At 64.9% G+C, this 22,199-nt stretch carries 26 protein-coding genes and 1 tRNA gene; 2 read left to right on the top strand and 25 right to left on the bottom strand.

Annotation, left to right across the window (positions count from 1 at the left end; translation table 11 throughout):
* Window positions 1–6 precede the first annotated feature (6 nt).
* From MKP08_RS12600 to MKP08_RS12640, 9 genes are all read right to left on the bottom strand, one after another.
* Window positions 7–660, bottom strand: a complete 654-nt coding sequence (locus MKP08_RS12600) for a tetratricopeptide repeat protein (RefSeq protein WP_241554124.1) — start codon at window positions 658–660, stop codon at window positions 7–9.
* Entirely contained in the window at window positions 657–1,079 is a 423-nt protein-coding gene (locus MKP08_RS12605; RefSeq protein ID WP_241554125.1) for a cytochrome c-type biogenesis protein, read from the bottom strand. Before MKP08_RS12605 ends, MKP08_RS12600 begins: the two co-directional genes overlap by 4 nt.
* Complete coding sequence (locus tag MKP08_RS12610; RefSeq protein ID WP_241554126.1) at window positions 1,076–1,603, bottom strand: DsbE family thiol:disulfide interchange protein; 528 nt, start codon at window positions 1,601–1,603, stop codon at window positions 1,076–1,078. The genes MKP08_RS12605 and MKP08_RS12610 overlap by 4 nt, the downstream gene beginning before the upstream one ends.
* Window positions 1,600–3,552 carry a heme lyase CcmF/NrfE family subunit gene (locus tag MKP08_RS12615; RefSeq protein ID WP_241554127.1) on the bottom strand — a complete coding sequence of 651 codons (1,953 nt, stop codon included), beginning with the start codon at window positions 3,550–3,552 and terminating at the stop codon, window positions 1,600–1,602. Before MKP08_RS12615 ends, MKP08_RS12610 begins: the two co-directional genes overlap by 4 nt.
* Window positions 3,553–4,017, bottom strand: a complete 465-nt coding sequence (ccmE, locus tag MKP08_RS12620) for a cytochrome c maturation protein CcmE (RefSeq protein ID WP_215227805.1) — start codon at window positions 4,015–4,017, stop codon at window positions 3,553–3,555.
* A complete protein-coding gene (locus MKP08_RS12625; protein WP_215227804.1) occupies window positions 4,014–4,154 on the bottom strand; it encodes a hypothetical protein in 141 nt (46 codons plus the stop codon). The genes ccmE and MKP08_RS12625 overlap by 4 nt, the downstream gene beginning before the upstream one ends.
* Window positions 4,154–4,876, bottom strand: coding sequence for a heme ABC transporter permease CcmC (gene ccmC / locus MKP08_RS12630; RefSeq protein WP_241554128.1), 723 nt, complete (start codon window positions 4,874–4,876; stop codon window positions 4,154–4,156). Before ccmC ends, MKP08_RS12625 begins: the two co-directional genes overlap by 1 nt.
* A gap of 85 nt (window positions 4,877–4,961) precedes the next feature.
* Window positions 4,962–6,026, bottom strand: coding sequence for a Glu/Leu/Phe/Val dehydrogenase (locus tag MKP08_RS12635; RefSeq protein ID WP_241554129.1), 1,065 nt, complete (start codon window positions 6,024–6,026; stop codon window positions 4,962–4,964).
* 54 nt (window positions 6,027–6,080) lie between these two features.
* A tRNA-His gene (locus MKP08_RS12640) sits at window positions 6,081–6,157 on the bottom strand.
* Window positions 6,158–6,363: 206 nt separating this feature from the next.
* On the opposite strand from MKP08_RS12640, the gene MKP08_RS12645 reads away from it, so the two are divergent.
* A complete protein-coding gene (locus MKP08_RS12645) occupies window positions 6,364–7,002 on the top strand; it encodes a 2OG-Fe(II) oxygenase (RefSeq protein ID WP_241554130.1) in 639 nt (212 codons plus the stop codon).
* Window positions 7,003–7,064: 62 nt separating this feature from the next.
* Here MKP08_RS12645 and rpmE read toward each other — a convergent pair whose 3' ends face one another.
* The 10 genes from rpmE to pyrH all read right to left on the bottom strand — a co-directional run bounded on the left by rpmE (window position 7,065) and on the right by pyrH (window position 16,416).
* Window positions 7,065–7,292 carry a 50S ribosomal protein L31 gene (gene rpmE, locus MKP08_RS12650; RefSeq protein WP_215227800.1) on the bottom strand — a complete coding sequence of 76 codons (228 nt, stop codon included), beginning with the start codon at window positions 7,290–7,292 and terminating at the stop codon, window positions 7,065–7,067.
* A gap of 131 nt (window positions 7,293–7,423) precedes the next feature.
* On the bottom strand, window positions 7,424–7,879 hold the full coding sequence (gene fabZ, locus MKP08_RS12655) for a 3-hydroxyacyl-ACP dehydratase FabZ (RefSeq protein WP_241554131.1): 456 nt from the start codon (window positions 7,877–7,879) through the stop codon (window positions 7,424–7,426).
* 10 nt (window positions 7,880–7,889) lie between these two features.
* On the bottom strand, window positions 7,890–8,570 hold the full coding sequence (locus MKP08_RS12660; RefSeq protein WP_215227798.1) for an OmpH family outer membrane protein: 681 nt from the start codon (window positions 8,568–8,570) through the stop codon (window positions 7,890–7,892).
* Window positions 8,570–11,206, bottom strand: a complete 2,637-nt coding sequence (gene bamA, locus MKP08_RS12665) for an outer membrane protein assembly factor BamA (RefSeq protein ID WP_241554132.1) — start codon at window positions 11,204–11,206, stop codon at window positions 8,570–8,572. The genes MKP08_RS12660 and bamA overlap by 1 nt, the downstream gene beginning before the upstream one ends.
* 156 nt (window positions 11,207–11,362) lie before the next feature.
* Entirely contained in the window at window positions 11,363–12,493 is a 1,131-nt protein-coding gene (rseP, locus tag MKP08_RS12670) for an RIP metalloprotease RseP (protein WP_241554133.1), read from the bottom strand.
* Window positions 12,494–13,651, bottom strand: a complete 1,158-nt coding sequence (locus MKP08_RS12675; RefSeq protein WP_241555606.1) for a 1-deoxy-D-xylulose-5-phosphate reductoisomerase — start codon at window positions 13,649–13,651, stop codon at window positions 12,494–12,496.
* The gene (locus MKP08_RS12680) at window positions 13,648–14,430 is read right to left on the bottom strand and encodes a phosphatidate cytidylyltransferase (RefSeq protein WP_241554134.1); all 783 of its coding nucleotides are present in this window, start codon (window positions 14,428–14,430) and stop codon (window positions 13,648–13,650) included. Before MKP08_RS12680 ends, MKP08_RS12675 begins: the two co-directional genes overlap by 4 nt.
* Window positions 14,417–15,100, bottom strand: coding sequence for a polyprenyl diphosphate synthase (gene uppS, locus MKP08_RS12685; RefSeq protein ID WP_241554135.1), 684 nt, complete (start codon window positions 15,098–15,100; stop codon window positions 14,417–14,419). The genes MKP08_RS12680 and uppS overlap by 14 nt, the downstream gene beginning before the upstream one ends.
* A 33-nt stretch (window positions 15,101–15,133) precedes the next feature.
* Complete coding sequence (frr, locus tag MKP08_RS12690; protein ID WP_215227794.1) at window positions 15,134–15,691, bottom strand: ribosome recycling factor; 558 nt, start codon at window positions 15,689–15,691, stop codon at window positions 15,134–15,136.
* 2 nt (window positions 15,692–15,693) lie between these two features.
* Window positions 15,694–16,416 carry a UMP kinase gene (gene pyrH / locus MKP08_RS12695; RefSeq protein WP_241554136.1) on the bottom strand — a complete coding sequence of 241 codons (723 nt, stop codon included), beginning with the start codon at window positions 16,414–16,416 and terminating at the stop codon, window positions 15,694–15,696.
* Between the two features lie 116 nt (window positions 16,417–16,532).
* On the opposite strand from pyrH, the gene MKP08_RS12700 reads away from it, so the two are divergent.
* Entirely contained in the window at window positions 16,533–16,865 is a 333-nt protein-coding gene (locus tag MKP08_RS12700; RefSeq protein WP_241554137.1) for a hypothetical protein, read from the top strand.
* A 50-nt stretch (window positions 16,866–16,915) separates the two neighbouring features.
* Here MKP08_RS12700 and tsf read toward each other — a convergent pair whose 3' ends face one another.
* From tsf to MKP08_RS12730, 6 genes are all read right to left on the bottom strand, one after another.
* A complete protein-coding gene (gene tsf / locus MKP08_RS12705; RefSeq protein WP_241554138.1) occupies window positions 16,916–17,842 on the bottom strand; it encodes a translation elongation factor Ts in 927 nt (308 codons plus the stop codon).
* A 107-nt stretch (window positions 17,843–17,949) separates the two neighbouring features.
* Window positions 17,950–18,690 (bottom strand): 30S ribosomal protein S2, encoded by a 741-nt coding sequence (gene rpsB, locus MKP08_RS12710; RefSeq protein WP_241554139.1) that lies wholly within the window; start codon window positions 18,688–18,690, stop codon window positions 17,950–17,952.
* Between the two features lie 332 nt (window positions 18,691–19,022).
* Complete coding sequence (locus MKP08_RS12715; protein WP_241555623.1) at window positions 19,023–19,292, bottom strand: hypothetical protein; 270 nt, start codon at window positions 19,290–19,292, stop codon at window positions 19,023–19,025.
* Window positions 19,216–20,007 (bottom strand): phosphatidylcholine/phosphatidylserine synthase, encoded by a 792-nt coding sequence (locus MKP08_RS12720; RefSeq protein WP_241554140.1) that lies wholly within the window; start codon window positions 20,005–20,007, stop codon window positions 19,216–19,218. Before MKP08_RS12720 ends, MKP08_RS12715 begins: the two co-directional genes overlap by 77 nt.
* A 59-nt stretch (window positions 20,008–20,066) precedes the next feature.
* The gene (locus tag MKP08_RS12725) at window positions 20,067–20,816 is read right to left on the bottom strand and encodes a phosphatidylserine decarboxylase (RefSeq protein WP_241554141.1); all 750 of its coding nucleotides are present in this window, start codon (window positions 20,814–20,816) and stop codon (window positions 20,067–20,069) included.
* Between the two features lie 60 nt (window positions 20,817–20,876).
* On the bottom strand, window positions 20,877–22,037 hold the full coding sequence (locus MKP08_RS12730; protein WP_241554142.1) for a beta-ketoacyl-ACP synthase III: 1,161 nt from the start codon (window positions 22,035–22,037) through the stop codon (window positions 20,877–20,879).
* Window positions 22,038–22,199: the final 162 nt, after the last annotated feature.

Genomic DNA, 22,199 nt, shown 5'->3' on the forward strand with positions numbered 1-22,199 from the left:
GCTTCGCTAGGGTCGTAACGCGTCCGTGCCCCGTGCGGACATGGCGGCGATGATCTCGTCCAGCTGCGCCAAGCGCATCGCAAGCAGGTCGCGCCCCGGCGCGCCGGGCTTCGCCTGCGCCACACCTTGCGCCCAGATTTCACGTGTGTCCTCGAACCGCCCTTCGCGTAAGGCCGCTATGCCGAGAAAATAGGCGGGGCCGGGATTGCCGGGAAGCAGCGCCTGCGCTCGCTCGAAAGCGTAAAGCGAAGGGGGCGCCAACCGGCCGCCCGCATGCTCGACCAAAACGGTCGCGAGCGCGAGCCAGGCCTCCCCGTCGCTCGGATTTTCCTGCACCGCATTGTGCAGCATGCCCGCGGCGTCGTCCGACCGGCCGCGGCGGGCGAAAGCATCGGCCGTCAGGACATAGCGGCTACGAGGATCGGTGGCGGAGAAGAATTCACGTCTCGCCTCCATCATTTGCGTGTCGGCGGAGGCTGTATCCTTCATCGACTGGCCCGGGGCGGAGGGTAATGCCGGACTGGCCTGCCAGGCGAAGCCCGCGAGACCGAACACCAGCGCCGCCGCGAACAGCGTCCACAGCCCGCGCTCGCGCCTCAGCAGCGTCGCGCCGCCTAGGAACCCGAGCCCCGCGAGAAGTATTGCTGCGACCCAGCTCATGCGTCCCGCTTCCCGCCCCGGCCCAGCCGCCGCCAGATCAGCAAGGCCACGGCCAGCAGGAGGATTACTGGCAGCAAGAAGAGGGGCCAGGTGGCGCCGTCCATGTGAGGGGCGTAACTGATATAGTCACCGTAACGCGCAATCATCGAGCGGCGGATCGCCTCCGGTTCCTCCCCCGCGGCGATCCGGCTGCGAACCTGATGGCGCATGTCGCCCGCCATCGCGGCGTCGCTGTCGGCGATCGACTGCGACTGGCAGGTAACGCATCGCAGCGTTTCCATCAGCTCCTTCGCTTCGGCTTCCTGCCTGGGATCGGGGAGCTGCGCATTCGCATAGGGTGCAGGCGGAACTGCCGATTGCGCCAGCAGGGGACCAGGAACCGATATCAGCAGCGCGAGACAGACGAATAGCGCCCTCACCGCGCCTGCTCCAACTGTCGCAACAAGACAGGCACGTCGTCCGGCCGAACGTCGCCTATATGCTGGTAACGGATGATACCTCGGCCATCGATGACGAAGGTTTCGGGCACGCCGCTAGATCCGATGCCAAGCTGCACCTGGGATATGTCGTCGCGCGCGATGCGGATGTACGGGTCGCCATTTCGGGCGAGGAAGCGGGCGATATCCTCCGGCGTGTCCCGTATCGCAATGCCAACGATTGGGGCTCCGGCGCGTTGCAACGCCTCGAGTTGTGGCGCCTCCGCCACGCACGGCACGCACCAGCTCGCCCATACGTTGAGAAGCCGCGGCGTGCCATCGGCGAAATAAGCGCTGGCGAGGCGCGGCGCGTCCTCGCTCTCGCCCGGCAGGTCGAACGCGGGAAGCGGACGTCCGATCATCGCGCTCTTCACCGTCTCGTCCTTCGGCTGGGTCAGCATATAGCCCGCAACCCCGGCGAAGAGCAGGAACAGCAGTAGCGGGACGAGGAAAGCCAGCCGGTTCATGCCGCCAGTTCCGCGACATCCGCGCGCCGCTGTGCCAGCCGCACTCGAAATGCGCTCTGGCGCCGCCGCACCAGCAGGTGCCCGGCGATCGAAAGCAAGCCGCCCAGCGCCACCAGCAGCCCGCCGAGCCAGATCAGGGTGACGAAGGGTTTCCACCACAGGCGCACCTGCCACCGCCCCTCACCCGCGGCATTCCCCAGCACGGCGTAGAGCTGCCCGTCCCACGTCGTCAGGAGGGCACTCTCGGTCGTTGACTGCACCGGATCGGTGAAACTGCGCGCTTGGGGCCGCAGGGGGTGAACCGCTCCATCGGCACGCTGTGCCATCATCCGCCCCTCCAGCGCCGTCCAGTTCGGACCGGCGACGGGGTCGACGCCCTCCAGCCGGACGGTCCAGCCGGCAATCGTCGTATCCGCGCCCGGAGTGAGCGCCACGAGGCGCTCGCTCGAAAAACCGCTCTCGCTGGCCATCCCCAGAACGGCGACCGCGATCCCGAAATGCGCGACGACCATTCCCCAGGTCGTCAGCGGCGTGCGGGTCAGTCGCCTGCGCCACAGCGGCAAGACGCTCCCCACCGCCAGTCCCAGCCCCAATGCAAGCCCGAGCAGCGGGAGCAGCGCCACGCCCATCGCGATCGACACGATCAGAGTTACGAGCGTGACGGCCCCGGCGAGCGCAAGCGGTTTCGCGATGCGCGTCAGCCGGTCCCGCCGCCAGCGCAGCAGAGGGCCAACCATCATCACCACCAGCATGGGCACGGCGAAGATCGCGCTGACCGGGTTGAAATAGGGCGGTCCGACCGACACCCGCGTGCCGAACGCCTCGGTCAGCAACGGATAGAGCGTGCCCACCAGCACCACCGCCAATATGGCGCTGAGCATGACGTTGTTGATCACCAGCGCGCTTTCCCGGCTCGCCAGCGCGAACCGCTCCCCTTCCGCGATGCTGCCCGCGCGCAGGGCGAACAGGGTCAATGCCCCGCCGATGTAGATTGTCAGCAGTGCGAGGATGAAGGCCCCCCGCTCCGGATCGACCGCGAATGCGTGCACACTGGTCAACACGCCCGAACGCACCAGGAACGTGCCGACCATGCTCATCGAGAAGGCGATGACACCCAGCAGCACCGTCCACGTCCGCAGCGCGTCGCGCGCGGCGAGGACACCGACCGAATGGAGCAATGCCGTACCGGCCAGCCACGGCATCAGGCTGGCGTTCTCGACCGGGTCCCAGAACCACCAGCCGCCCCAGCCGAGCTCGTAATAGGCCCAGTAACTCCCCGCGGTGATCCCCACGGTCAGGAACACCCAGGCCCCCAGGATCCATGGGCGGACCGCGCGGGCGAAGTCGGGCGTCACCTGGCGGGTGAGCAGCGCGCCGACGACGAAGCTGAATGCGACCGAAAGTCCGACATAGCCGAAATAGAGCGTGGGCGGATGGAACGCGAGACCGATGTCCTGCAGCAACGGGTTGAGGCCCGCCCCGGTAACGGCGGGGGGCGACAGCCGCTCGAACGGATTGGAGCTGAGCAGCAGAAAGGCGTAGAAGCCCAGCCCGACGAAGGCCTGCGCCGCCAGCGTGGCGCGCATGGTCCGTTCGGGCAGACGATACTCGAACGCCGCGATCGCCGCGCCGGCCACCGCCATAACGGTGACCCATAGCAGCATCGAGCCCTCGTGATTGCCCCATGCGCCCGCCAGCTTGAAGATCATCGGCTTGTCGGCATGGCTGTTCGCCGCCACCAGCGCGACCGAGAGGTCCGTAATCGCGAAAACGTAGATAAGGCTGAGAAACGCCACGGCGACCAGCCCGCCCTGCACGATCGCCGCGGGGCGCACGAGCCGGGCGATATCGTCTCCCTCCGCCCGCATACCCAGCGCACCGGTCACGAGCTGCAACACGCACAGCGCCGTCGCGAGCCATAGCGCGGCGAGACCGAGATTGGCGATCATCTAAAGGCCGACCGTGGTGTCGCGCGCCATCTTCGACGCGGTGCCATCATCCAGGCCCTGCATCTCGCGGGGCGTGTAGTTTTCGTCATGCTTGGCGAGCAGGTTGGTCGCGGTAAAAACTCCATCGCGCCCGAGCGAGCCCTCTGCGACGACACCCGAGCCTTCGGTAAACAGGTCCGGCACAATGCCGCTGTAGCGCACCGGTACGATCGCCCCGCGGCCGCCGACGGTGAAGGTGATCGAGACCCCGTCGGCCATCTGCTTCACCGAACCGCGCTGTACCATACCGCCAAGCCGCACCGCCTGGCCCGGTGCGGGCGGGTTCTGCTCCATCTGGTCGGGTAGGTAGAAATAATTCGCCTGGCTGCGCAGCGCCCATGCGGCCAGCAGGGCCGCGCCGATCAGCGCTACCATTGCGATTACCACCAGGACCAGCCGCTGGTGCTTTGGCTTGAGCGCGCTCATCTGCGTCGTGCCTTCTCGCGGCGCGCCTCGGCACGCTTCATCGCCCACCAGCTCCATGCGACCGTCGCCAGCGTTCCGACGACGCCGATCGCGTAGGCGGCGACCACGAAATCCCATTGGTCGAGCGCTTCCTTCATCAGGCCGCCTCCATCGCCCGGCGCCGCAGGCGCGCTTCGGCCTGCATGTCGGCCAACAGCGCGCGCATTCGCGCAAGCACCACGCCGCCGAATAGCAAGGAGAAGCCGAGCGTAGCGGCGAGCAACGGCCACAGGAATACCGGATCGATCGCGCTTTTGCCGAGCGTGATGCTGGGCGGCTGATGCAGCGAGTTCCACCATACGACGGAGCGGTTGATGATCGGGATGTTGATCGCGCCGACCAGCCCGAAGATTGCCGGAATGCGGGCGGAGGCACCCTCGCGCTCCACCGCCTGCGCCAGCGCGATGTAACCGGCATAGAGGAACAGAAGCACGAGCATACTGGTCAGCCGTCCGTCCCATACCCACCATGCGCCCCAGGCGGGTCGGCCCCAGATCGATCCGGTAACGAGGCAGATCGCGGTAAAGACCATGCCCGGCACCGCCGCCCCGCGCGCCGCGATCGCGGCCAGCGGATGGCGCCAGACCAGGAAGGCCAGGCTGGAAATCGCGATCGTGGTCCAGCCGCCCATCCCGAGCCATGCGGCGGGCACATGCAGGAAAAGGATGCGCACGGTTTCCCCCATCAGCCGGTCGGGCGGCACGCGTGTCAGACCCCACCACAGTGCCGCTGCCGTTACGAACAGGCCCGACAGCAACAGCACGGGCGTCAGCCAGCGCGCAAGGCTCAAAAAACGGCGGGGATTGGCGAAACCGTGCATGCTAGATCGATCCGCTCCTGCATTGGCAGGGCGACGCGACGCGGGCAAGCGGCCTTTCGGATTGTCGGGCAGGAAACACCCGCGATCAGCGGCGCCCGATGCGCTCCTGCGCCATGCGATCGGCCACCACGTCCGGAGAAAGGTCGCTGCGCTCGCTTTCCTGCCAGATCTCGATCAGTCGCTCGGGGATTTGCGCGATGCGCTTGCGCACCTCGTTGATATCGCAGGGCTGCCCCTCGGTCCGGCACAGATATTCCAGCGTCACCGAGATGATGCCTCCGGCGTTAATGACGTAATCGGGGGCATAGAGGATGCCGCGATCCGCCAGTACCTTTCCATGATGCGCCCGCGCGAGCTGGTTGTTCGCCCCGCCGGCCACTATCGCGCAATCGAGCCGGGCGATCCCTTCATCGTCGAGGATGGCGCCCAGCGCATTGGGACTGAATACGTCGCAGGCAACGCCCATGATTCTGTCCGGAGAAACCGTGTCCGCACCCAGCTCCGAGGCGATCCGCGCGGCGCGATCTTCGTCGATATCGGAAAGGGTCAGCTTCGCGCCGTCCTTCGCCAGCAGCCGGGCGACACCACCACCGACGCTGCCGGTGCCCTGGATAGCGACATGGACGCCCTCCACGCTGTCCTTGCCCAGCTTGTGCGCAACGGCCGCCTTGATGCCGAGATAGATGCCCATCGCGGTGAAGGGCCCGGGATCGCCGCCCGCCTGGCCATCTTCGACCGGCAGGCCGGACACGTATGAAGTTCGCTCGGCCACCGCGCTCATATCCGCTTCGCCGATACCGACATCCTCCGCGGTGACGTATTTCCCGCCCAGCGCCTCGACAGCGTCGCCGAAGGCGGCGAGCAGGTCGGGCGTCTTGGTCCCGTCCTCGTCGGCGAGGATGACGGCCTTACCCCCGCCCATCGGCAGTCCGGCCATGGCGTTCTTGTAGCTCATGCCGCGGCTGAGGCGGAGCGCATCGCGCATCGCATCCTTCGGCTCGGCATAGTGCCAGAACCGGGTGCCGCCCGCGCCGGGGCCGAGATGCGTCGAATGGACGGCAATGATGGCGGTGAGCCCGCTATGCGGATCGCGAACCAGTTCCACCAGTTCGTGATCGTCGTAATCGGGTTCGGTCCAGAAAGCCGTCATGTCTCGCGCGCCCGCCTGTATTGGGGGAATAAGAATGGATGCGCGTGGGAGAAATGGGGCGATCGAGGGGTCTCGAACCCCCGACCTCCGGTACCACAAACCGGCGCTCTAACCAACTGAGCTACGATCGCCACATGCCCCGTGTCCCGGTGAGGAAACCCGCGCACGGCGGGGCTGTTACGCCCATCGGCAGCATCGTCAAGGCCGCCCATGTTCGGGCTGCGCCTGTTACACAGGCAGGCGAATTTGCAAAGGAAAATCTACCTGAGCGGGCGTCTCGCGAAACAAAATTACCCGGGCTTGGCGGAGCATGCTGCGATGGGTATTCGCATCGTCGATGACCGCTCTCGGCGAATCCAGTATCGAGTTCCTGCTGCGCGCGGAGCGCGCGCAGAAACTGCCTTCGGACCGGCTGGAACTCGTCCAGCGAAGAGGCTTCCTCGATCCGGAATTGTGCAAGCGGTTGATCGAGATGATCGACGCGAGCCGTCGCCCCTCGACCCTGGCCGATCCCAACGGCGACGCCTATTTCCGCACCAGCGAAACCTGCGATCTGCCCGAAGAAGCACTCGAGACGCGGCAGCTAAACGCCATGCTGCACGAATGGACCGGTATCGATCCAGCCCATGGCGAACCCCTGCAGGGTCAGCGGTATGCGGCGGGTCAGGAGTTCAAACCGCACACCGACTACTTCGAGCCGGGCGGACAGGATTACGACAAATACTGCTCCGTCGCGGGCCAGCGCACCTGGACGGTGATGATCTATCTGAACCAGGTCGAGGCGGGCGGCGGCACACGGTTCAAAGCGGCACGCAAGATTTTCCAGCCCGAAACCGGCAAGGCCCTGGCGTGGAACAACATGCGAGCGGACGGCGCCCCCAATCCCGACACGCTCCACCATGGGATGAAAGTGCGCAAGGGCACCAAATACGTGATTACGCGATGGTACCGCGAGCGGCCGTGGGGCTGGGAATAGGAACCGAACGAGAAAGGGCGGCCCGCAGGACCGCCCTTTCGAAACCCATTGGTCGGAAGCGCTTACTTCTTCTTGAGCGAGAGACCACCGAACCGCTTGTTGAACGCAGCGACGCGGCCACCTTCCTGCAGCTGCTGCTTGCCACCGGTCCAGGCCGGGTGACTGGTCGGGTCGATCTCAAGCGCGAGCGTATCGCCCTCGCTACCCCACGTGGAGCGGGTCTGGAACTCGGTACCATCGGTCATCTTGACGGTGATGGTGTGGTAGTCGGGATGCGCTTCGGATTTCATTATATCGGTCCTTCGTAGCAATAGCCCGGTTCCGACCGGGCCAGCTGTAATCGGGAAAGGCGCGCGCTTAGCGCCGCGCGAGGCATTTGGCAAGAAGCAGGGCCGGCCACCCTAGATGCAGCTATCGCACCTCAGGAAGGCGGGTCGGCGATCATCGCGGTGAATTCGACCTCGCACGTCGTATTTCCCTCGACGCTCGCTTTGCCCTTGAACTTGTAGACCCGGCTTCGCTTCTGCAGGAACTGCACTTCCAGATCGAGGAGGCAGCCCGGCTCCACGGGCTTGCGGAACTTGGCGTTCTCGATCCCCATGAAGATAACCAGCTTGCCCGTTCCGGCCAGCTCCAGCGTCTCGATACCGAGGATCGCCGCAGCCTGCGCCAGCGCCTCGATCTGCAGCACGCCGGGCATGATCGGCGCGCCCGGGAAATGGCCTTGAAAGAAATCCTCGTTGAAGGTCACCGCCTTCACCGCGTGAATCTCCTCGCCGAGCGTGATCGACTTGACCCGATCGACGAGGAGCAACGGATAGCGATGCGGCAGCGCCTTTAGCACCTGCCGGATGTCGTAGGATTCCATCTCGGCCATCACCTGCGGCTCAGCGCCCTTCGATCTGCTGCTGCGGCGCCTGCTGGCCGCCGGTCTGGTTCTGCATCGCAGCCTGCTGCGCCTGCTGTTCGCGAACTTCGCGCGGCACCCAGCCTTCCGGCGGCACCAGCTGCGCGGTCGGCAGCAGAGTATTGAGTTCGTTCACCACGTCCTGCGACAGCATGTATGACGGCTCGGCGAAGACCACCTGACCCTGGGACGAATCCAGTACCAGCGTGATGTTCTTCTTCTTCGCCGCAGCCTGGATGGCCGCCTCCAGCTTGTCCTGGATCTGTTCCTGAACATAGGCACGGCTAGCCGCGACAGGTGCCAGGATACGCTGAATTTCGGCCTGGCCAGCTTGGTCGATCTGCTGGATCTGCGCCGCCTGCGCCTGCAGGGCGTCGTTGGAAACGCTGCCACCCTGGCGGTCGGCATTGAACTTGTCGATGAGCGGCTTCAATTGCGCTTCGATCTGCTGATTGCGCGTGGTCGCCTGCTGGATCTGCGCGGCATACGTCGTCGGGCGCTGCTGCTGCGCGGTCTGGAACGCCTGCGAGTTCGCCACGATCGCCGGCAGGTTCACCACCCCTACGCCCTTTGCCACCTGCGCGGCAGCGGGAAGCGGGAGAGCGGCGACCGAAGCGGTCGCGAGACCCAGGGCGAGGAGAGGTTTGAAAACTGTTTTCATCAGAATTGCGTCCCTACGTTGAAGGTGAATGTCTTGGTGTCGTCGCCGGGCTGCTTTGTAATGGCCCTGGCGAAATCGATCCTGAACGGACCGAAGGGCGAGTTCCAGTTGACGCCGATACCCACGGTCACACGCGGCTTCGCCGTGTCGCCCAGGAAGAGCTCGCGGAACGCCGGAATAGTGCGGAGTGGAATGTTGGCCGTACCGTCCGGGGCGGTCGCATTGGTGGTCTGCGAGGTCACCCCGTTATACGTCTGCTGGTAGATTTTGAGGTCTTCGGTCAGCGTGGTCGTTTGCGGGCGCTCGACATTGAACAGCGCGCCCACATCGACGAACACCGACGGCCGCAGCCCCAGTTCCTTCGCGCCCGAACCGAGCGGAATCTCGAGCTCCGCATGACCGAGATAGTATGCCTTACCCCCCAGCGCGTCGTCGCCGATCAGCCGGTCGCGCTCCGTGATATACTCGCCCGTCGTGGTGTCATAGGCCTGACGCAGCACGCGGGGCCCCACGCCGCGGATGTCGAACCCGCGGAATTCCGGTTCGCCGAGCTGGAAACGGTCGGTCAGCCGGACGTCGTCGACCCCGTTGGTGCTGCCGAAACCCTTGATATACCCGCCCTCGGCACGCAGCGAGAAGATGAAGTTGTTGAGAACCGGCCAGAACTTGGACGCGCTGCCGCGTACGCGCGCGAACTTCACCGAACCGCCCAGCCCCGCATATTCGGCAGTGAGGGTCACCTGATTGCCGCGCGAGGGATGGTAGGAGTTGTTGAGCGTGCTGTAATTGAGCGTCATCCCGAGGATGGAGCTCGTCCGCTTGCCCAGCGCATCGCACAGATAGCGACCCGCCAGCAGCGGTTCGCACGTCGGAATCCCGTCCCCGTCCAAGTCCAAGAAATAGGTCGACTCGTCCACACTTACGTCGTCGAAGTTCAAGGTGTAGCTGCCGATGGCGTAGATGTATTCGGTGACCGGGAAGCCGAGGCGCAACGAAGCACCGGTGGTCGATTGCTCGTACGTGGTCTGCCGGTTGCTGCCGATGAAATTGAAGCTGTTGAAGTCCCGGCGATAGACATCCACGCCGAGCGACAGGTTGCGATCGAACACGTAGGGATCGGAGAAGCTGAGGTTGAAGCTGCGCGAATAGCGCGACCACTGCACCGAGGCGCCGACGGTCTGCCCGCGACCGCGGAAATTGCGCTGCTTGATCGATGCCGCGAGCAGGAACCGTTCGAGCGAGGAGAAGCCCGCCGAAAGCTGCAGCTCGCCGGTCGGCTGTTCTTCCACGTTCGCTTCGAGAACGATCCGGTCGGGCTCGGACCCTTCCTTCTGCTCGATCTCGAAATTATCCTGGAAGTAGCGCAGCGACGCGATCCGGTTGCTGGACCGCTTCACCTGCAGGGTGTTGAATGCATCGCCTTCGACCAAGCGCATTTCGCGGCGCACGACCTTGTCCTGCGTCAGGGTGTTGCCGTTGACGTCGACCCGCTCGACATAGACGCGCGGTGCCTCGCTGATGACCAGCGTGATGTCCATCGTCTTGGTTTCGGGGTTGCGCCGAACCTGCGAACGGACATCGGCGAAGGCGTAGCCGAACGTTCCGGCGAGTTCGGTCAGGCCCTCTTCCGCGTCGTCGATCGTCTTGGCGTTGTACCAGTCGCCCTTGTTGATCGTCAGGCTCTTGGTCAGGCCCTCGCTGTCGAAATCGCGGATCTGGCTTTCGACCTTGACGTCGCCGAACTTGTAGCGCTCGCCTTCCTCCACCACGTAGGTGATGATGAAGTCTTCCTTGTCGGGCGTCAGCTCGGCGACCGCGGAAACGACGCGGAAATCGGCATACCCTTCGGTCAGGTAGAATTCGCGCAGCTTCTGCTGGTCGAACGCCAGCTTGTCCGGATCGTAGCTGGTATTCCCCTTCAAAAAGCTCAGGAAACCGGTCTGCTTGGTGACCATCTGATCGCGCAGGTCGCCATCGGAAAACTTCTCGTTCCCGATGATGTTGATCTGGCGGACCTTGGATTTCGGCCCTTCGTTGATCTCGAAGACGAGGTCGACGCGGTTCTGGCTCAGCTGGACGGTCTGCGGTTCGACGGTGGCGGCAAAGCGCCCCTGCCGCTTGTACAGCTCGATGATGCGGGCAACGTCCGCGCGCACCTTCGACCGGGTGAAGATCTGACGCGGCGCGAGCTTGATCTCGGGCAGGATCTTGTCGTTCTTGAGCCGCTTGTTCCCTTCCAGAATGATCCGGTTGATGACCGGGTTTTCCGTCAGGTCGATGATGACATCGCCATTCTCGTTACGGATGGAGAAGCTGGAGAACAGCTCGGTCGCGCCCAGATCCTTCAGCGCCTGGTCGGCGGCGGCGGCGGTATAGACCTGCCCCGGGCGCAGATTGATGTAGCTGAGGATGGTCTGCGGCTCGAGCCGCTGGGCACCGCGCACCGAAATCGTGCGGATCACGTCCTGGCGCGGAGCCTGCGCCTCGGAAGTCGCCGGCGCATCGGCACCGTCCTGCGTTTCCTGCGCCAAGGCGGGAAGCGGCAGGCCAGCCAGTATGGAGCCCCCCAGCAGGCTGAGGATAAAACGCCCATGGCTGTGCGAAATGGTTTCGCGCCCGAAAGTGCTGCCATTCATATTCGGAAAAAGTCCCGTCCAGTTCGTCCACCCGCCCCCGGATTTTCGTATCGTCACGCATCGCGGCGGCAGGGGTCGGTCAAGCCGCGCCCTATTGCCCGATGCGTGCCCCCCGATCAAGCGACCGCGTGGGATAATCCCACCCGATCGCCGCCGTTACCCGAACAGCGGCAACGACACCAAGTCGTTGAAGGTCACGAACAGCATCAGCATCAGCACGAGTGCGAAGCCGGTGCGGTACGCCATCTCCATCCCTTGCGGGCCGACCGGCCTGCGGCGAACCGCCTCCGCCGCATAGAACGCCAGATGCCCGCCGTCGAGCGCGGGAATTGGCAACAGGTTAATGAATGCCAAGTTAATCGAGATCAGCGCGGCAAGGTTCGCGAACGCGATCGGTCCCAGGCTCAGCTGCTCGCCCGAATACTTGGCGATCTTGATCGGTCCGCCCAGTTCCTGAACCGAGCGGTGCCCGGTGACGATCTGACCGATGCCGGTGACCATCAGCCGGACTACGTCGACCGATTGCCGCACGGCCAGCGGAATAGCCTCCAGAGGGCCGACCTCCGCAATGCGGATCTGGCTGGAATAGACGCCGATCCGCCCGACGTGAGACTGATTGCCGAACTTATCGGTTTCCACGGTATCGCTAGGGGTGACGGGAATTTCTCGCCGCGCGCCGTCACGCTCGATTGTGAAGCGCAGCGTCTGGCCCGGGTACATGAGTACCTTCTGCTGCAGCGAGGAGAATTCCGGAACCGTGTCCCCATTGATGGCGACGATCCGGTCCCCCACCCGCAACCCGGCCTCTCGCGCGGCGGATTGTTCGGCGAATTTCGCGATCACGTTCGTCTCGGCGGGATCGGCAGCGACCGGGCGGCCGAAGATCGTGAAGAACGCGGCGAAGATCGCCACTGTGACGATGATGTTGGTGGCCGGACCGGCGAACACGATCAGCGCCCGTTTCCATAGCGCCGCGTACTGGAACGCGCCGTCGCGCTCTTCCGCCGTCAGCCCGTCATGGCCGGTCGCATCCGGCACGCTGGCGGGGTTCATATCGCCCTTGAACTGCACATAGCCGCCCAGCGGCAGCATGCTGACCTTCCACCGCGTGCCGCGTCGGTCGGTCCAGCCGAACAATTCCTTGCCGAAGCCGATGGAGAACGCCTTCGCCTTCACTCCGAACCACCGCCCGACGAGGTAGTGCCCCAGCTCATGCACCGTCACCAGCGGCCCCAGCAGCAGCAGGAACCCGACGATATACATCCAGAAAGGCGGCGAGCCGGTCATTCAGGTGGTCTCCAGCAACGCGGCAGCGCGCCGACGCGTGGCGGCGTCGAGCGCGAGCACGTCCTCCAGATTTTCGGGCGCAGGCGGCAGGTTGCTCTCATTCAGCACGGTTTCCACCACTAGCGCGATACGCGTGAACGGAAGGTGACCCTTCAGAAACGCGGCGACGGCGATTTCGTTCGCCGCGTTGAGGACCGCCGGGGCTGCCCCTCCCGCTTCCGCCGCTTCCCGCGCCAGCCGTGTGGCGGGAAAGCGTACCTCGTCGGGCGCGAAGAAGCTGAGTTCGCCGATCGCGGGCAGGTCCAGCGGCGCGCACGGCGTTTCCATCCGCCGCGGCCAGGCGAGGCACGAAGCAATCGGCACTCGCATGTCCGGCGGCCCGAGCTGCGCCAGGGTCGATCCGTCGCGGTATTCCACCATCGAGTGGATCACGCTTTGCGGATGGATCACGATGCGGATGCGATCGAGCCCGACCGGGAACAGGTGGTGGGCCTCGATCAGCTCCAGCCCCTTGTTCATCATCGTCGCCGAATCGACGCTGATCTTTGCGCCCATGCTCCAGTTGGGGTGCGCCACCGCCTGTTCCGGGGTGACGCGCGCCAGCTCTTCCGCGGAGCAGGTGCGCAAGGGCCCGCCGCTGGCGGTGAGCGTGATCCAGCGTACCTCAGCCACGTCGTTGCCATGGAGGCACTGGAAGATCGCGTTGTGCTCCGAATCGACCGGCAGCAGCGTGGCACCGTGCTTTTCCACCGCGGTGGTCATCACCTCGCCAGCGGAAACCAGCGCTTCCTTGTTCGCGAGCGCGATGGTGCCGCCCTGCTCGATGGCGGCCATGACCGGGGCGAGCCCGGCGCAGCCGACGATGGCGGCCATGGTGATGTCGACGGGGCGCGCGGCGGCCTCGCACAAAGCGCGCTGGCCGCCTGCCGCCTCGATCCCGCTACCTTCCAGTGCCGCGCGCAGCTCCGACAGGCACTCCTCGTCGCCCACGACCGCGAGACGCGCATCGAATTCGCGGGCCAGCGCGGCCAGCTCCTTCGCGCTGCAATTGGCGGTCAGCGCCTCGACCCGCCACTCACCCGGCTCGCGCCGCAGCAGGTCGAGCGTGGATGTGCCGACCGAACCGGTCGCGCCCAGAATGGTGATCGAGCGGGTCAGAGGTCGGTCGCCTGCATCAACGTGCCCATGAACACGAAGCCGAGCACGCAGGATACCGCGATCAGCCCATCGACCCGGTCGAGAATGCCCCCGTGTCCAGGAATGAGCGAGCCCGAATCCTTCACATGCGCCTTTCGCTTCATCCAGCTTTCCAGAAAATCGCCACATTGCGCGACCACCGCGACCACCCCGCCCAGCACGATCGCCGCCGGAACCGAGAGGGCAAGCCGTCCGCCCGATGCGAACAGGGCCAGTACCAGCGCCGCGCCCGCCATGCCGCCCGCCAGACCAGCCCACGTCTTGGAAGGGCTGATCCTGGGCGCGATCTTTGGCCCGCCGATGATACGCCCGGCGAAATAGGCCCCCGTATCGGTCGCGATCACGCTGGCGATCAGCGCGATCAGCGGGCCGCCGATCCGGCCTTCACCGGCGCTGCCCAGAATCTGGTCGTTGCCCAGCGCCGCGATCACGAAGGTGGCATAGCCGATATAGCAGAGGCCCAGGACCAAACCCGCCGCGCGGCGACCCGCGCTTTGCGTCATGCGCCAGACGATCGCGGTCCATTCGTACAGCGCCCACAGCCCGATTATCAGCGCGAGCCCGCTCCACAGCCAGCCGCCGATCCACAGCGCCCCGCCCGCGACCGCGACCATGACCAGCGCGCTGGCCGCGCGGCGCGGCAGATCGCCGGTGCGGACCGAGATCGGCACCGGGAGGTAGCGCTGCGCGCGCGCCTTCAGCCGGTCGCGCTTGCGCACATCGTCGTCAACGTCCGCCATAGCGCCTCTCCCTCGCTGCGAACCGGGCCAGCGCGTCCCGCAGGTGCGCCGGGGTGAAATCGGGCCACAGCGTATCGACGAAAATCATTTCCGCATAGGCCGATTGCCACAGCAGGAAGTTCGACAGGCGCACTTCGCCGCTGGTGCGGATCAGCAGGTCAAGCGGCGGGAGATCGGCGGTATCGAGATGCGCGGCGATCGTATCGGGCGTGATCTCCCCCTCGTGCGCCGCCTGGGTCGCCGCACGCGCGATTTCCTGCTGCGATCCGTAATTCAGCGCCACCGCCAGCGTCTGCGTACCGTTTGCCGTCCGCTCCAGCGCGTCTTCCAGCATGGCGACGATGTCGGAATCGAGCGCGCGCCAATCACCGACGATCCGCAGCCGCACGCCGTTCTCGATGAATTCGGGCAGGTCCGATTTGATGAACTTGCGCATCAGGTTCATCAAATCCCCGACCTCGTCCTCCGGCCGCTTCCAGTTCTCCGAACTGAAGGCATAGAGCGTCAGGCACTCGATCCCCATGGCCGGCACCGCGCGCACGAGTTCGCGCACCGCCTCCACCCCCCGCTTGTGGCCGAGCGCGCGGGGCAGATGGCGCCGCTTCGCCCAGCGCCCGTTGCCGTCCATGATTATAGCCACATGGCGGGCCGATGCGGATTCAGATGCCATGATGCGGCTTTCGCGAGGGACCGCCAGGGCCTCTCACTGGTTCAGTATTTCCTGAACCTTCTTTTCGACCGCCGTATCGGTCTCGGCGACGTATTTGTCGGTCAGCTTCTGGACCTCGTCCTCGGACCGCTTGCGGTCGTCTTCGGAGATTTCCTTCTTCTTCTCGTCTTCCTTCAGCGCTTCCATCCCGTCGCGGCGCACGTTGCGGATGGCGATCTTGCCCTTCTCGCCATATTCGCCCGCCAGCTTCGCCAGGTCCTTGCGCCGCTCCTCCGTCAGGTCGGGCATCGGCAGGCGGATGGTCTGCCCGTCGGTCATCGGGTTGAGGCCCAGATTAGCCTTGGCGATCCCCTTCTCCACCGCGCTGACGTTCGACTTGTCCCACACCTGCACGCTCAGCATGCGCGGCTCGGGGGCGGAGACGGTCGCGACCTGGCTCAGCGGCATCATCGCGCCGTAGACCTCGGCCACCACGGGATCGAGCAGGCTGGTGTTCGCACGACCTGTGCGCAGGCCCGACAGGTCGCCCTTCAGGCTGTCCACCGCGCCCTGCATCCGGCGCTCGATATCGCTTTTGTCGTATTTTGCCATGATCAGGCTTCCTCTTTCACTATCGTCTGCACGCCCTCGCCCGCCAGCACCCGGGCCAGATTGCCCTTCTCGCGGATCGAGAAGACCACGATCGGGATCGCGTTGTCACGGCACAGCGCCACGGCGGAGGCATCCATGACCTTCAGGTTGTCTGCCAGCACGCGGTCGTAAGTGACCGTGTTGAAACGCCTCGCGGCGTGGTTCTTCTTCGGATCGCTGTCGTACACCCCGTCGACGCTGGTGCCCTTGAACAGCGCGTCGCAGCGCATTTCCGCCGCGCGCAGCGCCGCGCCGCTGTCGGTGGTGAAATAAGGTGCCCCGACCCCGGCGGCGAAGATCACCACGCGGCCCTTCTCCAGGTGCCGCTCGGCGCGGCGTCGGATGACCGGCTCGCACACCTGATCCATCTGCACCGCGCTCTGGACGCGGGTCTGCACACCCAGTTGCTCGAGCGCGTTCTGCATCGCGAGCGCGTTCATTACGGTCGCCAGCATGCCCATGTAATCGGCCTGCGCGCGGTCCATGCCCTGCGCCGCCCCGGCCATGCCGCGAAAGATATTCCCGCCGCCGATGACGAGGCAGATCTGCAGCCCGGTATCCTTGGCCGCCTTCACCTCCTGCGCCAGCTCCGCGACGAAGGCCGGATCGATGCCGAAGCTCTGGTCGCCCATCAGCACCTCGCCCGACAGCTTGAGCAGGATGCGTTTATAGGCGGGCGCGGTCATAGTCAGGGGTGGTCCGGTTGGAGGGCGGGTCGCGGCGGTCCTTAGCGACAAGGGCTTGAACGCGCAAAGGGAAAGCCGGATGATGTCGGGCGATGTCCCGGCAGAGGCGCTCGCCCATGGTTTACACCGTTCTGACCGCGTTGAAACTGAGAAGTCCGGCAAACGCGCCACGCTTTTGGTGGCACACGCTGCGCTCGCTCTCCCAACCGCGCAAGGCGCCCGGCAATCTCTCGGTCGGCGTCGACCGGCTGGGGGATCATTATTGCACGATCACGACCTGGGAAAACGCGGGCGCGATGCGCGCCTTCGCCTATCGCGGCGCGCACAAGAGGGCGATCCGCGCCTTCCCCCGTATCGCGACCGGATACATCCATAGCTATGAAGGCGAACCGGTTAGCTGGGACGCGCTCATGGAAATCGTCACGGCGAAGGGCCGCGCATACGATTAGGGGCGACGCGCCCATCGGCGCGCCGCCCCCAGATTTCGGTCGAGAACCGCTCAGCCCTTGACGGCAGCGGCCACCTCGGCTGCGAAATCGCTTTCTTCCTTCTCGATGCCTTCGCCGAGCTGGAAGCGGACATAGTCCTTCAGCACGATGGGCTTGCCGGCATCCTTGCCAGCTTTCGCCACGACGTCGCCGATCGGGGTCTTGTTGTCCATCACGAACAGCTGGCTGAGAAGGGCGTTCTCCTTGGCGAACTTGCCGATGGCGCCTTCGACCATCTTTTCCTGGACGTTCTCCGGCTTGCCGCTCTCGGCCGCCTTTTCCTTGGCGATCGCACGCTCGCGCTCGATCAGTTCGGGATCGAGGCCCTCGGCGTTGAGCGCCTGCGGGAACGCGGCGGCGATGTGCATGGCGAGTTGCTTGCCCAGCGCTTCCAGCGTGTCGGCGTCGGCTTCGCTTTCCAGCGCGACGAGCACGCCAATCTTGCCGAGGTTCGGCGAGACGGCGTTGTGCATGTAAGGAACGACCACGCCATTATCGACGCTGACGGTCTTCATGCGGCGGACCTGCTGGTTCTCGCCGATGGTCGCAACGTTATCCGTCAGCTTGTCGCCCACGGTGCCGCCATCGGGGTAGGACGCGCCCTTCAGCGCTTCGACATCGTCGTCGTCCACGCCCAGCGCAACTTCGGTGGTCTTGCGCACGAAGTCCTGGAACTTGTCGTTCTTGGCGACGAAGTCGGTTTCCGAATTGACCTCGACCGCGACGCCCTTGGTCCCTTCGACGGCCACGCCGACCAGGCCCTCGGCCGCGGTGCGGCTGGACTTTTTCTGCGCGGTGGCAAGACCCTTGGCACGCAGTGCGTCGACCGCGGCCTCGATGTCGCCGTTCGCGTCTTCGAGCGCCTTCTTGGCATCCATCATGCCCGCGCCGGTCTTCTCGCGGAGCTTCTTCACGTCAGCGGCGGTAAAAGCAGCCATGTCTCGTTTCCTCGAATTTGATAGTGCAATGCGCCCGGGTCGAGCGTGCGACCCGGGCGGCTAATGTCTGTTTGTGAAGCGCCGGTGACGGCGGTTCATTCGCCGGTTCAGGCGGCGGCTTCAGCCTCTGCCGGCGGATTTTCCATCTCGCCGACGTTCTTGCCACCACCCGAGTTCTTCTTCGCGGCCTCGCCGAACGCCTCGCAATAGAGGCGGACCGCGCGGCTGGCGTCGTCATTACCCGGGACGGGGAAAGCGATGCCGGTCGGATCGACGTTCGAATCGAGCACACCGACCACCGGAATGCCAAGCACGTTGGCTTCCTTGATGGCGAGATCTTCCTTGTTGGCGTCGATCACGATCATGACATCGGGAATACCGCCCATGTCGCGGATGCCGCCCAGCGACATGTCCAGCTTGTCCCGCTCGCGCGTGAGCTGGAGAATTTCCTTCTTGGTCAGGCCGTGGGTGTCGCCCGAAAGCTGCTCTTCCAGTGTCTTGAGACGCTTGATCGACTGGCTGATCGTCTTCCAGTTGGTCAGCATGCCGCCCAGCCAGCGGTGATTGACGAAGTGCTGCCCGGCGGAGCGCGCGGCTTCCGCGATCGGTTCCTGCGCCTGGCGCTTGGTGCCGACGAACAGGACCTTGCCGCCCGCCCGCGCGGTCGCATCCACAAAATCGAGCGCACGCGCCATCAGGGGCACGGTCTGCGACAGGTCGATGATGTGAACGCCGTTGCGGTTGCCGAAGATATATGGCTTCATCCGCGGGTTCCAGCGGTGGGTCTGGTGGCCGAAATGCGCGCCGGCCTCGATCAATTGCTGCATGGTGACGGTAGGAGCCGCCATAATCATATTCCTTTCCGGTTTGACCTCTGGAAGGCAGGAACCGCGTTGCGGATCACCCGCGCGCGGCACCGGTATGTCAGCGCCTTCCATGTGGATTTTGCCGTGCGATACCCGACCGATGTAGCCGAGTCCCGCGCGACGCGGGGGCAATTAGCGACGATCGCCGGAGAAATCCAGCCCCCATTCGCCGCACCCGTATATCGGCCCGGCGCGAAAAGCACTTGACCCGCGAGAACAAATAGAGAACATGGCCTCTCGATCCGGAACAGGTGTGCTCCATCGAGGTTGTCCACCTGTTCTCCACAACTTGTCAACAGACGGACATTTGCGGATCAAGAACGGAAGGTGGTCTCATGGTTGGTTTTGCCCTTTTCACCCTGTTTGCCGTTGTCGCGGTAATATCGCTCGTAACCGTTGCCGACGCGGCGGTGCGTGCCCGCGGGGCCTTTCTGGCCCTGCGCGGCGAACTCGAGCAGGAAAAGAAAATGATTCGCTATCCGCAGCCTTTGCCACGGTCGCGGCGTATTATTGCAGCGGATCGTCGGCTTCGAGCGGGCGAGCCGCTTGCCGTGCTTCCGCGCGCTGCCGCCTGATCCGTCCATACCGGACGATTCCCAGCGGCATCAACACCAGATAGCCGCAGGCAATGGCCGCCAACGACCACCAGGGCTCGATCAATAGCGCGGCGAAGATGAGACCGGCGAAGAAAATGAGCTCCAGCCTGACGTTTCGACGGGGTCTGATCGAGGTCCAGCTGAGCGTGGCGATGTTCGAAATCATCAGGAACGCAATCAGCGCCATCCACGGCCCGACGAGCCACGCGTTGCGGAATTCTTCCCACCCGGTCGCAAGCCAGAGATAGACCGGCAGAAACGCCAGCCCCGCGCCCACCGGGGCGGGAACGCCGGTAAGAAAGCCCGCGCTCTTGTGCGGTTGTTCGTCCATGTCGATCTGTGCGTTGAAACGCGCCAGGCGCAGCGCGCAGGCGATCGCGAATGCCAGCGCCGCGATCCATCCCAGCCGGGGCAGCGCCTGCAACGACCACAGATAGAGCACGATGGCCGGCGCCATGCCGAACGATAGCGAGTCGGCGAGACTATCGAGTTCGGCCCCGAACCGGCTCTGCGCCTTCAGCAGGCGTGCGATGCGCCCGTCGATCCCGTCGAGCAGCCCCGCGAGAATTATCGCGAGCACGCTTTCGCGCCAGTCACCCGAGATCGCGAAGCGGATTCCGGTCAGGCCGGAGCACATCGCCGCCGCGGTGATTGCGTTGGGCAGAACGGCCCGAAGCGAGAGGCCCTGTCCTGACCCCCGCACAGCCTCAGGCGACGTTTCGTCTTCAGCGGCTTTGGGGCCAAGCCGCGACCCCCGCACCTTCACTGCAGCAGCCCCTCTATTTCGGGAGCCTGACCGATTTCTGCGAGGACCGTCTCCCCGGCGACGACCTTCTGGCCCAGGATCACCTTAGGTGCGGTACCGGCCGGAAGGTACACGTCCACGCGGCTGCCGAAGCGGATCAGGCCGACCCGTTGCCCCGCCGCGACCATATCGCCCGTCTGCACGAAGGGCACGATCCGGCGCGCCACCAGCCCGGCAATCTGGGTGAAGCCGATCTGCACCCCATCCGGGCGCGTGACCAGGATATGCTGGCGCTCGTTCTCCTCGCTCGCCTTGTCCAGATCGGCGTTGAGGAACTTGCCGGGAATGTAGGCGAGGCGGCTGATCGTGCCGCCCACCGGCGCGCGATTGATGTGGACATCGAACACGCTCATGAAAATCGACACGCGGATGACCTCGCCGGGGGGCAAGCCCTCCTGCCCGTTCTGGTCAGCCCCTTGCAACTGCGCCGGAGGCGCCACGGTGCTAATCAGCGAAACCAGCCCGTCCGCCGGCGCGATGATGCATTTGTCGCCCTGCGGCACCACCCGCTCCGGATCGCGGAAGAAGGCCAGCACCCCGAGGGACAGGAAGCCGAGCGGCCAGGCGATGGTTTCCCACGCGAACAGCGCGGCGACCAGCGCGAGACCCGCGACGATCAATCCGAACTTACGCCCTTCGGGATGTATCGCGGGCCAGTTCCAACCCGCTTCGCCCCGTCCCCGATTGTCCAACAATTCTCCTGCCATGGGTTCAACCTAGGGGCTGGTCCTCGCCGTCACAAGCAAAACCGGCGAGTGGCACCGCAGTCAGGCGCCGACCTTGCGCAGGAACACCGCGCCTACCGAATAGCCCGCGCCGAAGCTGCAGACGAGCCCAGTATCCCCGTGGGCGAGATCGGCGCGATGCCGATGAAAGGCGATGATCGAGCCCGCGCTGGAGGTATTACCGTAGCTGTCGAGCACGGTCGGGCTCTCGTCCTCGCTTGCCTCGTGCCCCAGCACGCGCTGCGCGATCAGCCGGTTCATGCCGGCATTGGCCTGATGCAACCACAACCGCCGCAAGGAGGTGGGGTCGATACCCAGTCGCTCCGCTTCCGACAGGATCATCTCGGCGACCATCGGCACGACTTCCTTGAAGACCTTGCGCCCTTCCTGGACGAACAGCTTGTCCGCCGCGCCCACCGTTTCGGGATGGGCGCGATTGAGGAAGCCGAAATTGTTGCGGATATTGTTTGAAAACACGGTCTTCAGCCTGGTGCCCAGAATGTCCCAATGCTCCGCCGGGGCCATGTCCGCGCGTTCGACCAGCACGGCGGTCGCGACATCGCCGAAGATGAAATGGCTGTCCCGGTCGCGCCAGTTGAGATGTCCGCTGGTGATTTCGGGGCTGACCACCAGCACGCTGCGTGCATGGCCCGCGCGGACGTAATCGGCCGCGGTCTGGATACCGAAGGTGGCCGAAGAGCAGGCGACGTTCATGTCGAAGGCGAAACCGTCGGTACCCAGCGCCTGCTGGATCTCGATCGCCATCGCGGGATAGGGCCGCTGCATGTTGGAGGCGGCGCACAGCACCGCATCGACATCTTCGGGATCGCGACCGGCCATCGCCAGCGCTTCGCGGCAGGCCGCCACGCCGATCTCCGCCATCAGCGACAATTCGTCATTGCCGCGCTCGCGGTAACGCGGTGCCATGATCGCGGGATCGAGGATCGCTTCCTTGTCCACCACATGCCGCGCCTTGATACCGCTCGCCTTCTCGATGAAGCCGACCGAACTCGGTTGCAGCGCCTCCGTTTCGCCAACTTCGATCGCGCCCGCGTTCGCAGCGTTTTCACGCTCTACGAACGCGTTGAAGCTTTCGACGAGCTCCTCGTTCGTGATGACATCGGTCGGAGTGTACAGGCCGGTGGCGGAAATGACGGGGCGAATGTGCGTGTCCGCATTCGCGGACGAAGATTGGCTGACCATGATCGCCGTTGCCTAGGCGCAACAGGTGGGATCGACAAGCGCAGACGAAACCCGCCATGCCGTACCGTCAACCACTTTACCCGAACGTCAAGTCTGCCACAGGAACGCCGGAAAACCGCGCATTCGAACCGTTATGAGCTTGACAAAACGCTATATTTCGAT

This window comes from Erythrobacter sp. LQ02-29 (genome assembly GCF_022576075.2).
Lineage (GTDB): Bacteria > Pseudomonadota > Alphaproteobacteria > Sphingomonadales > Sphingomonadaceae > Alteriqipengyuania.

Excerpts from the sequence above, each read along its gene's own strand:
- MKP08_RS12600 (WP_241554124.1), bottom strand. The coding sequence starts at position 660 with ATGAGCTGGGTCGCAGCAATACTTCTCGCGGGGCTCGGGTTCCTAGGC.
- MKP08_RS12610 (WP_241554126.1), bottom strand. The coding sequence starts at position 1,603 with ATGAACCGGCTGGCTTTCCTCGTCCCGCTACTGCTGTTCCTGCTCTTC.
- MKP08_RS12615 (WP_241554127.1), bottom strand. The coding sequence starts at position 3,552 with ATGATCGCCAATCTCGGTCTCGCCGCGCTATGGCTCGCGACGGCGCTG.
- ccmE (WP_215227805.1), bottom strand. The coding sequence starts at position 4,017 with ATGAGCGCGCTCAAGCCAAAGCACCAGCGGCTGGTCCTGGTGGTAATC.
- MKP08_RS12625 (WP_215227804.1), bottom strand. The coding sequence starts at position 4,154 with ATGAAGGAAGCGCTCGACCAATGGGATTTCGTGGTCGCCGCCTACGCG.
- ccmC (WP_241554128.1), bottom strand. The coding sequence starts at position 4,876 with ATGCACGGTTTCGCCAATCCCCGCCGTTTTTTGAGCCTTGCGCGCTGG.
- MKP08_RS12635 (WP_241554129.1), bottom strand. The coding sequence starts at position 6,026 with ATGACGGCTTTCTGGACCGAACCCGATTACGACGATCACGAACTGGTG.
- MKP08_RS12645 (WP_241554130.1), top strand. The coding sequence starts at position 6,364 with ATGACCGCTCTCGGCGAATCCAGTATCGAGTTCCTGCTGCGCGCGGAG.
- rpmE (WP_215227800.1), bottom strand. The coding sequence starts at position 7,292 with ATGAAATCCGAAGCGCATCCCGACTACCACACCATCACCGTCAAGATG.
- fabZ (WP_241554131.1), bottom strand. The coding sequence starts at position 7,879 with ATGGCCGAGATGGAATCCTACGACATCCGGCAGGTGCTAAAGGCGCTG.
- MKP08_RS12660 (WP_215227798.1), bottom strand. The coding sequence starts at position 8,570 with ATGAAAACAGTTTTCAAACCTCTCCTCGCCCTGGGTCTCGCGACCGCT.
- bamA (WP_241554132.1), bottom strand. The coding sequence starts at position 11,206 with ATGAATGGCAGCACTTTCGGGCGCGAAACCATTTCGCACAGCCATGGG.
- rseP (WP_241554133.1), bottom strand. The coding sequence starts at position 12,493 with ATGACCGGCTCGCCGCCTTTCTGGATGTATATCGTCGGGTTCCTGCTG.
- MKP08_RS12680 (WP_241554134.1), bottom strand. The coding sequence starts at position 14,430 with ATGGCGGACGTTGACGACGATGTGCGCAAGCGCGACCGGCTGAAGGCG.
- uppS (WP_241554135.1), bottom strand. The coding sequence starts at position 15,100 with ATGGCATCTGAATCCGCATCGGCCCGCCATGTGGCTATAATCATGGAC.
- frr (WP_215227794.1), bottom strand. The coding sequence starts at position 15,691 with ATGGCAAAATACGACAAAAGCGATATCGAGCGCCGGATGCAGGGCGCG.
- pyrH (WP_241554136.1), bottom strand. The coding sequence starts at position 16,416 with ATGACCGCGCCCGCCTATAAACGCATCCTGCTCAAGCTGTCGGGCGAG.
- MKP08_RS12700 (WP_241554137.1), top strand. The coding sequence starts at position 16,533 with ATGGTTTACACCGTTCTGACCGCGTTGAAACTGAGAAGTCCGGCAAAC.
- tsf (WP_241554138.1), bottom strand. The coding sequence starts at position 17,842 with ATGGCTGCTTTTACCGCCGCTGACGTGAAGAAGCTCCGCGAGAAGACC.
- rpsB (WP_241554139.1), bottom strand. The coding sequence starts at position 18,690 with ATGGCGGCTCCTACCGTCACCATGCAGCAATTGATCGAGGCCGGCGCG.
- MKP08_RS12715 (WP_241555623.1), bottom strand. The coding sequence starts at position 19,292 with ATGGACGGATCAGGCGGCAGCGCGCGGAAGCACGGCAAGCGGCTCGCC.
- MKP08_RS12725 (WP_241554141.1), bottom strand. The coding sequence starts at position 20,816 with ATGGCAGGAGAATTGTTGGACAATCGGGGACGGGGCGAAGCGGGTTGG.
- MKP08_RS12730 (WP_241554142.1), bottom strand. The coding sequence starts at position 22,037 with ATGGTCAGCCAATCTTCGTCCGCGAATGCGGACACGCACATTCGCCCC.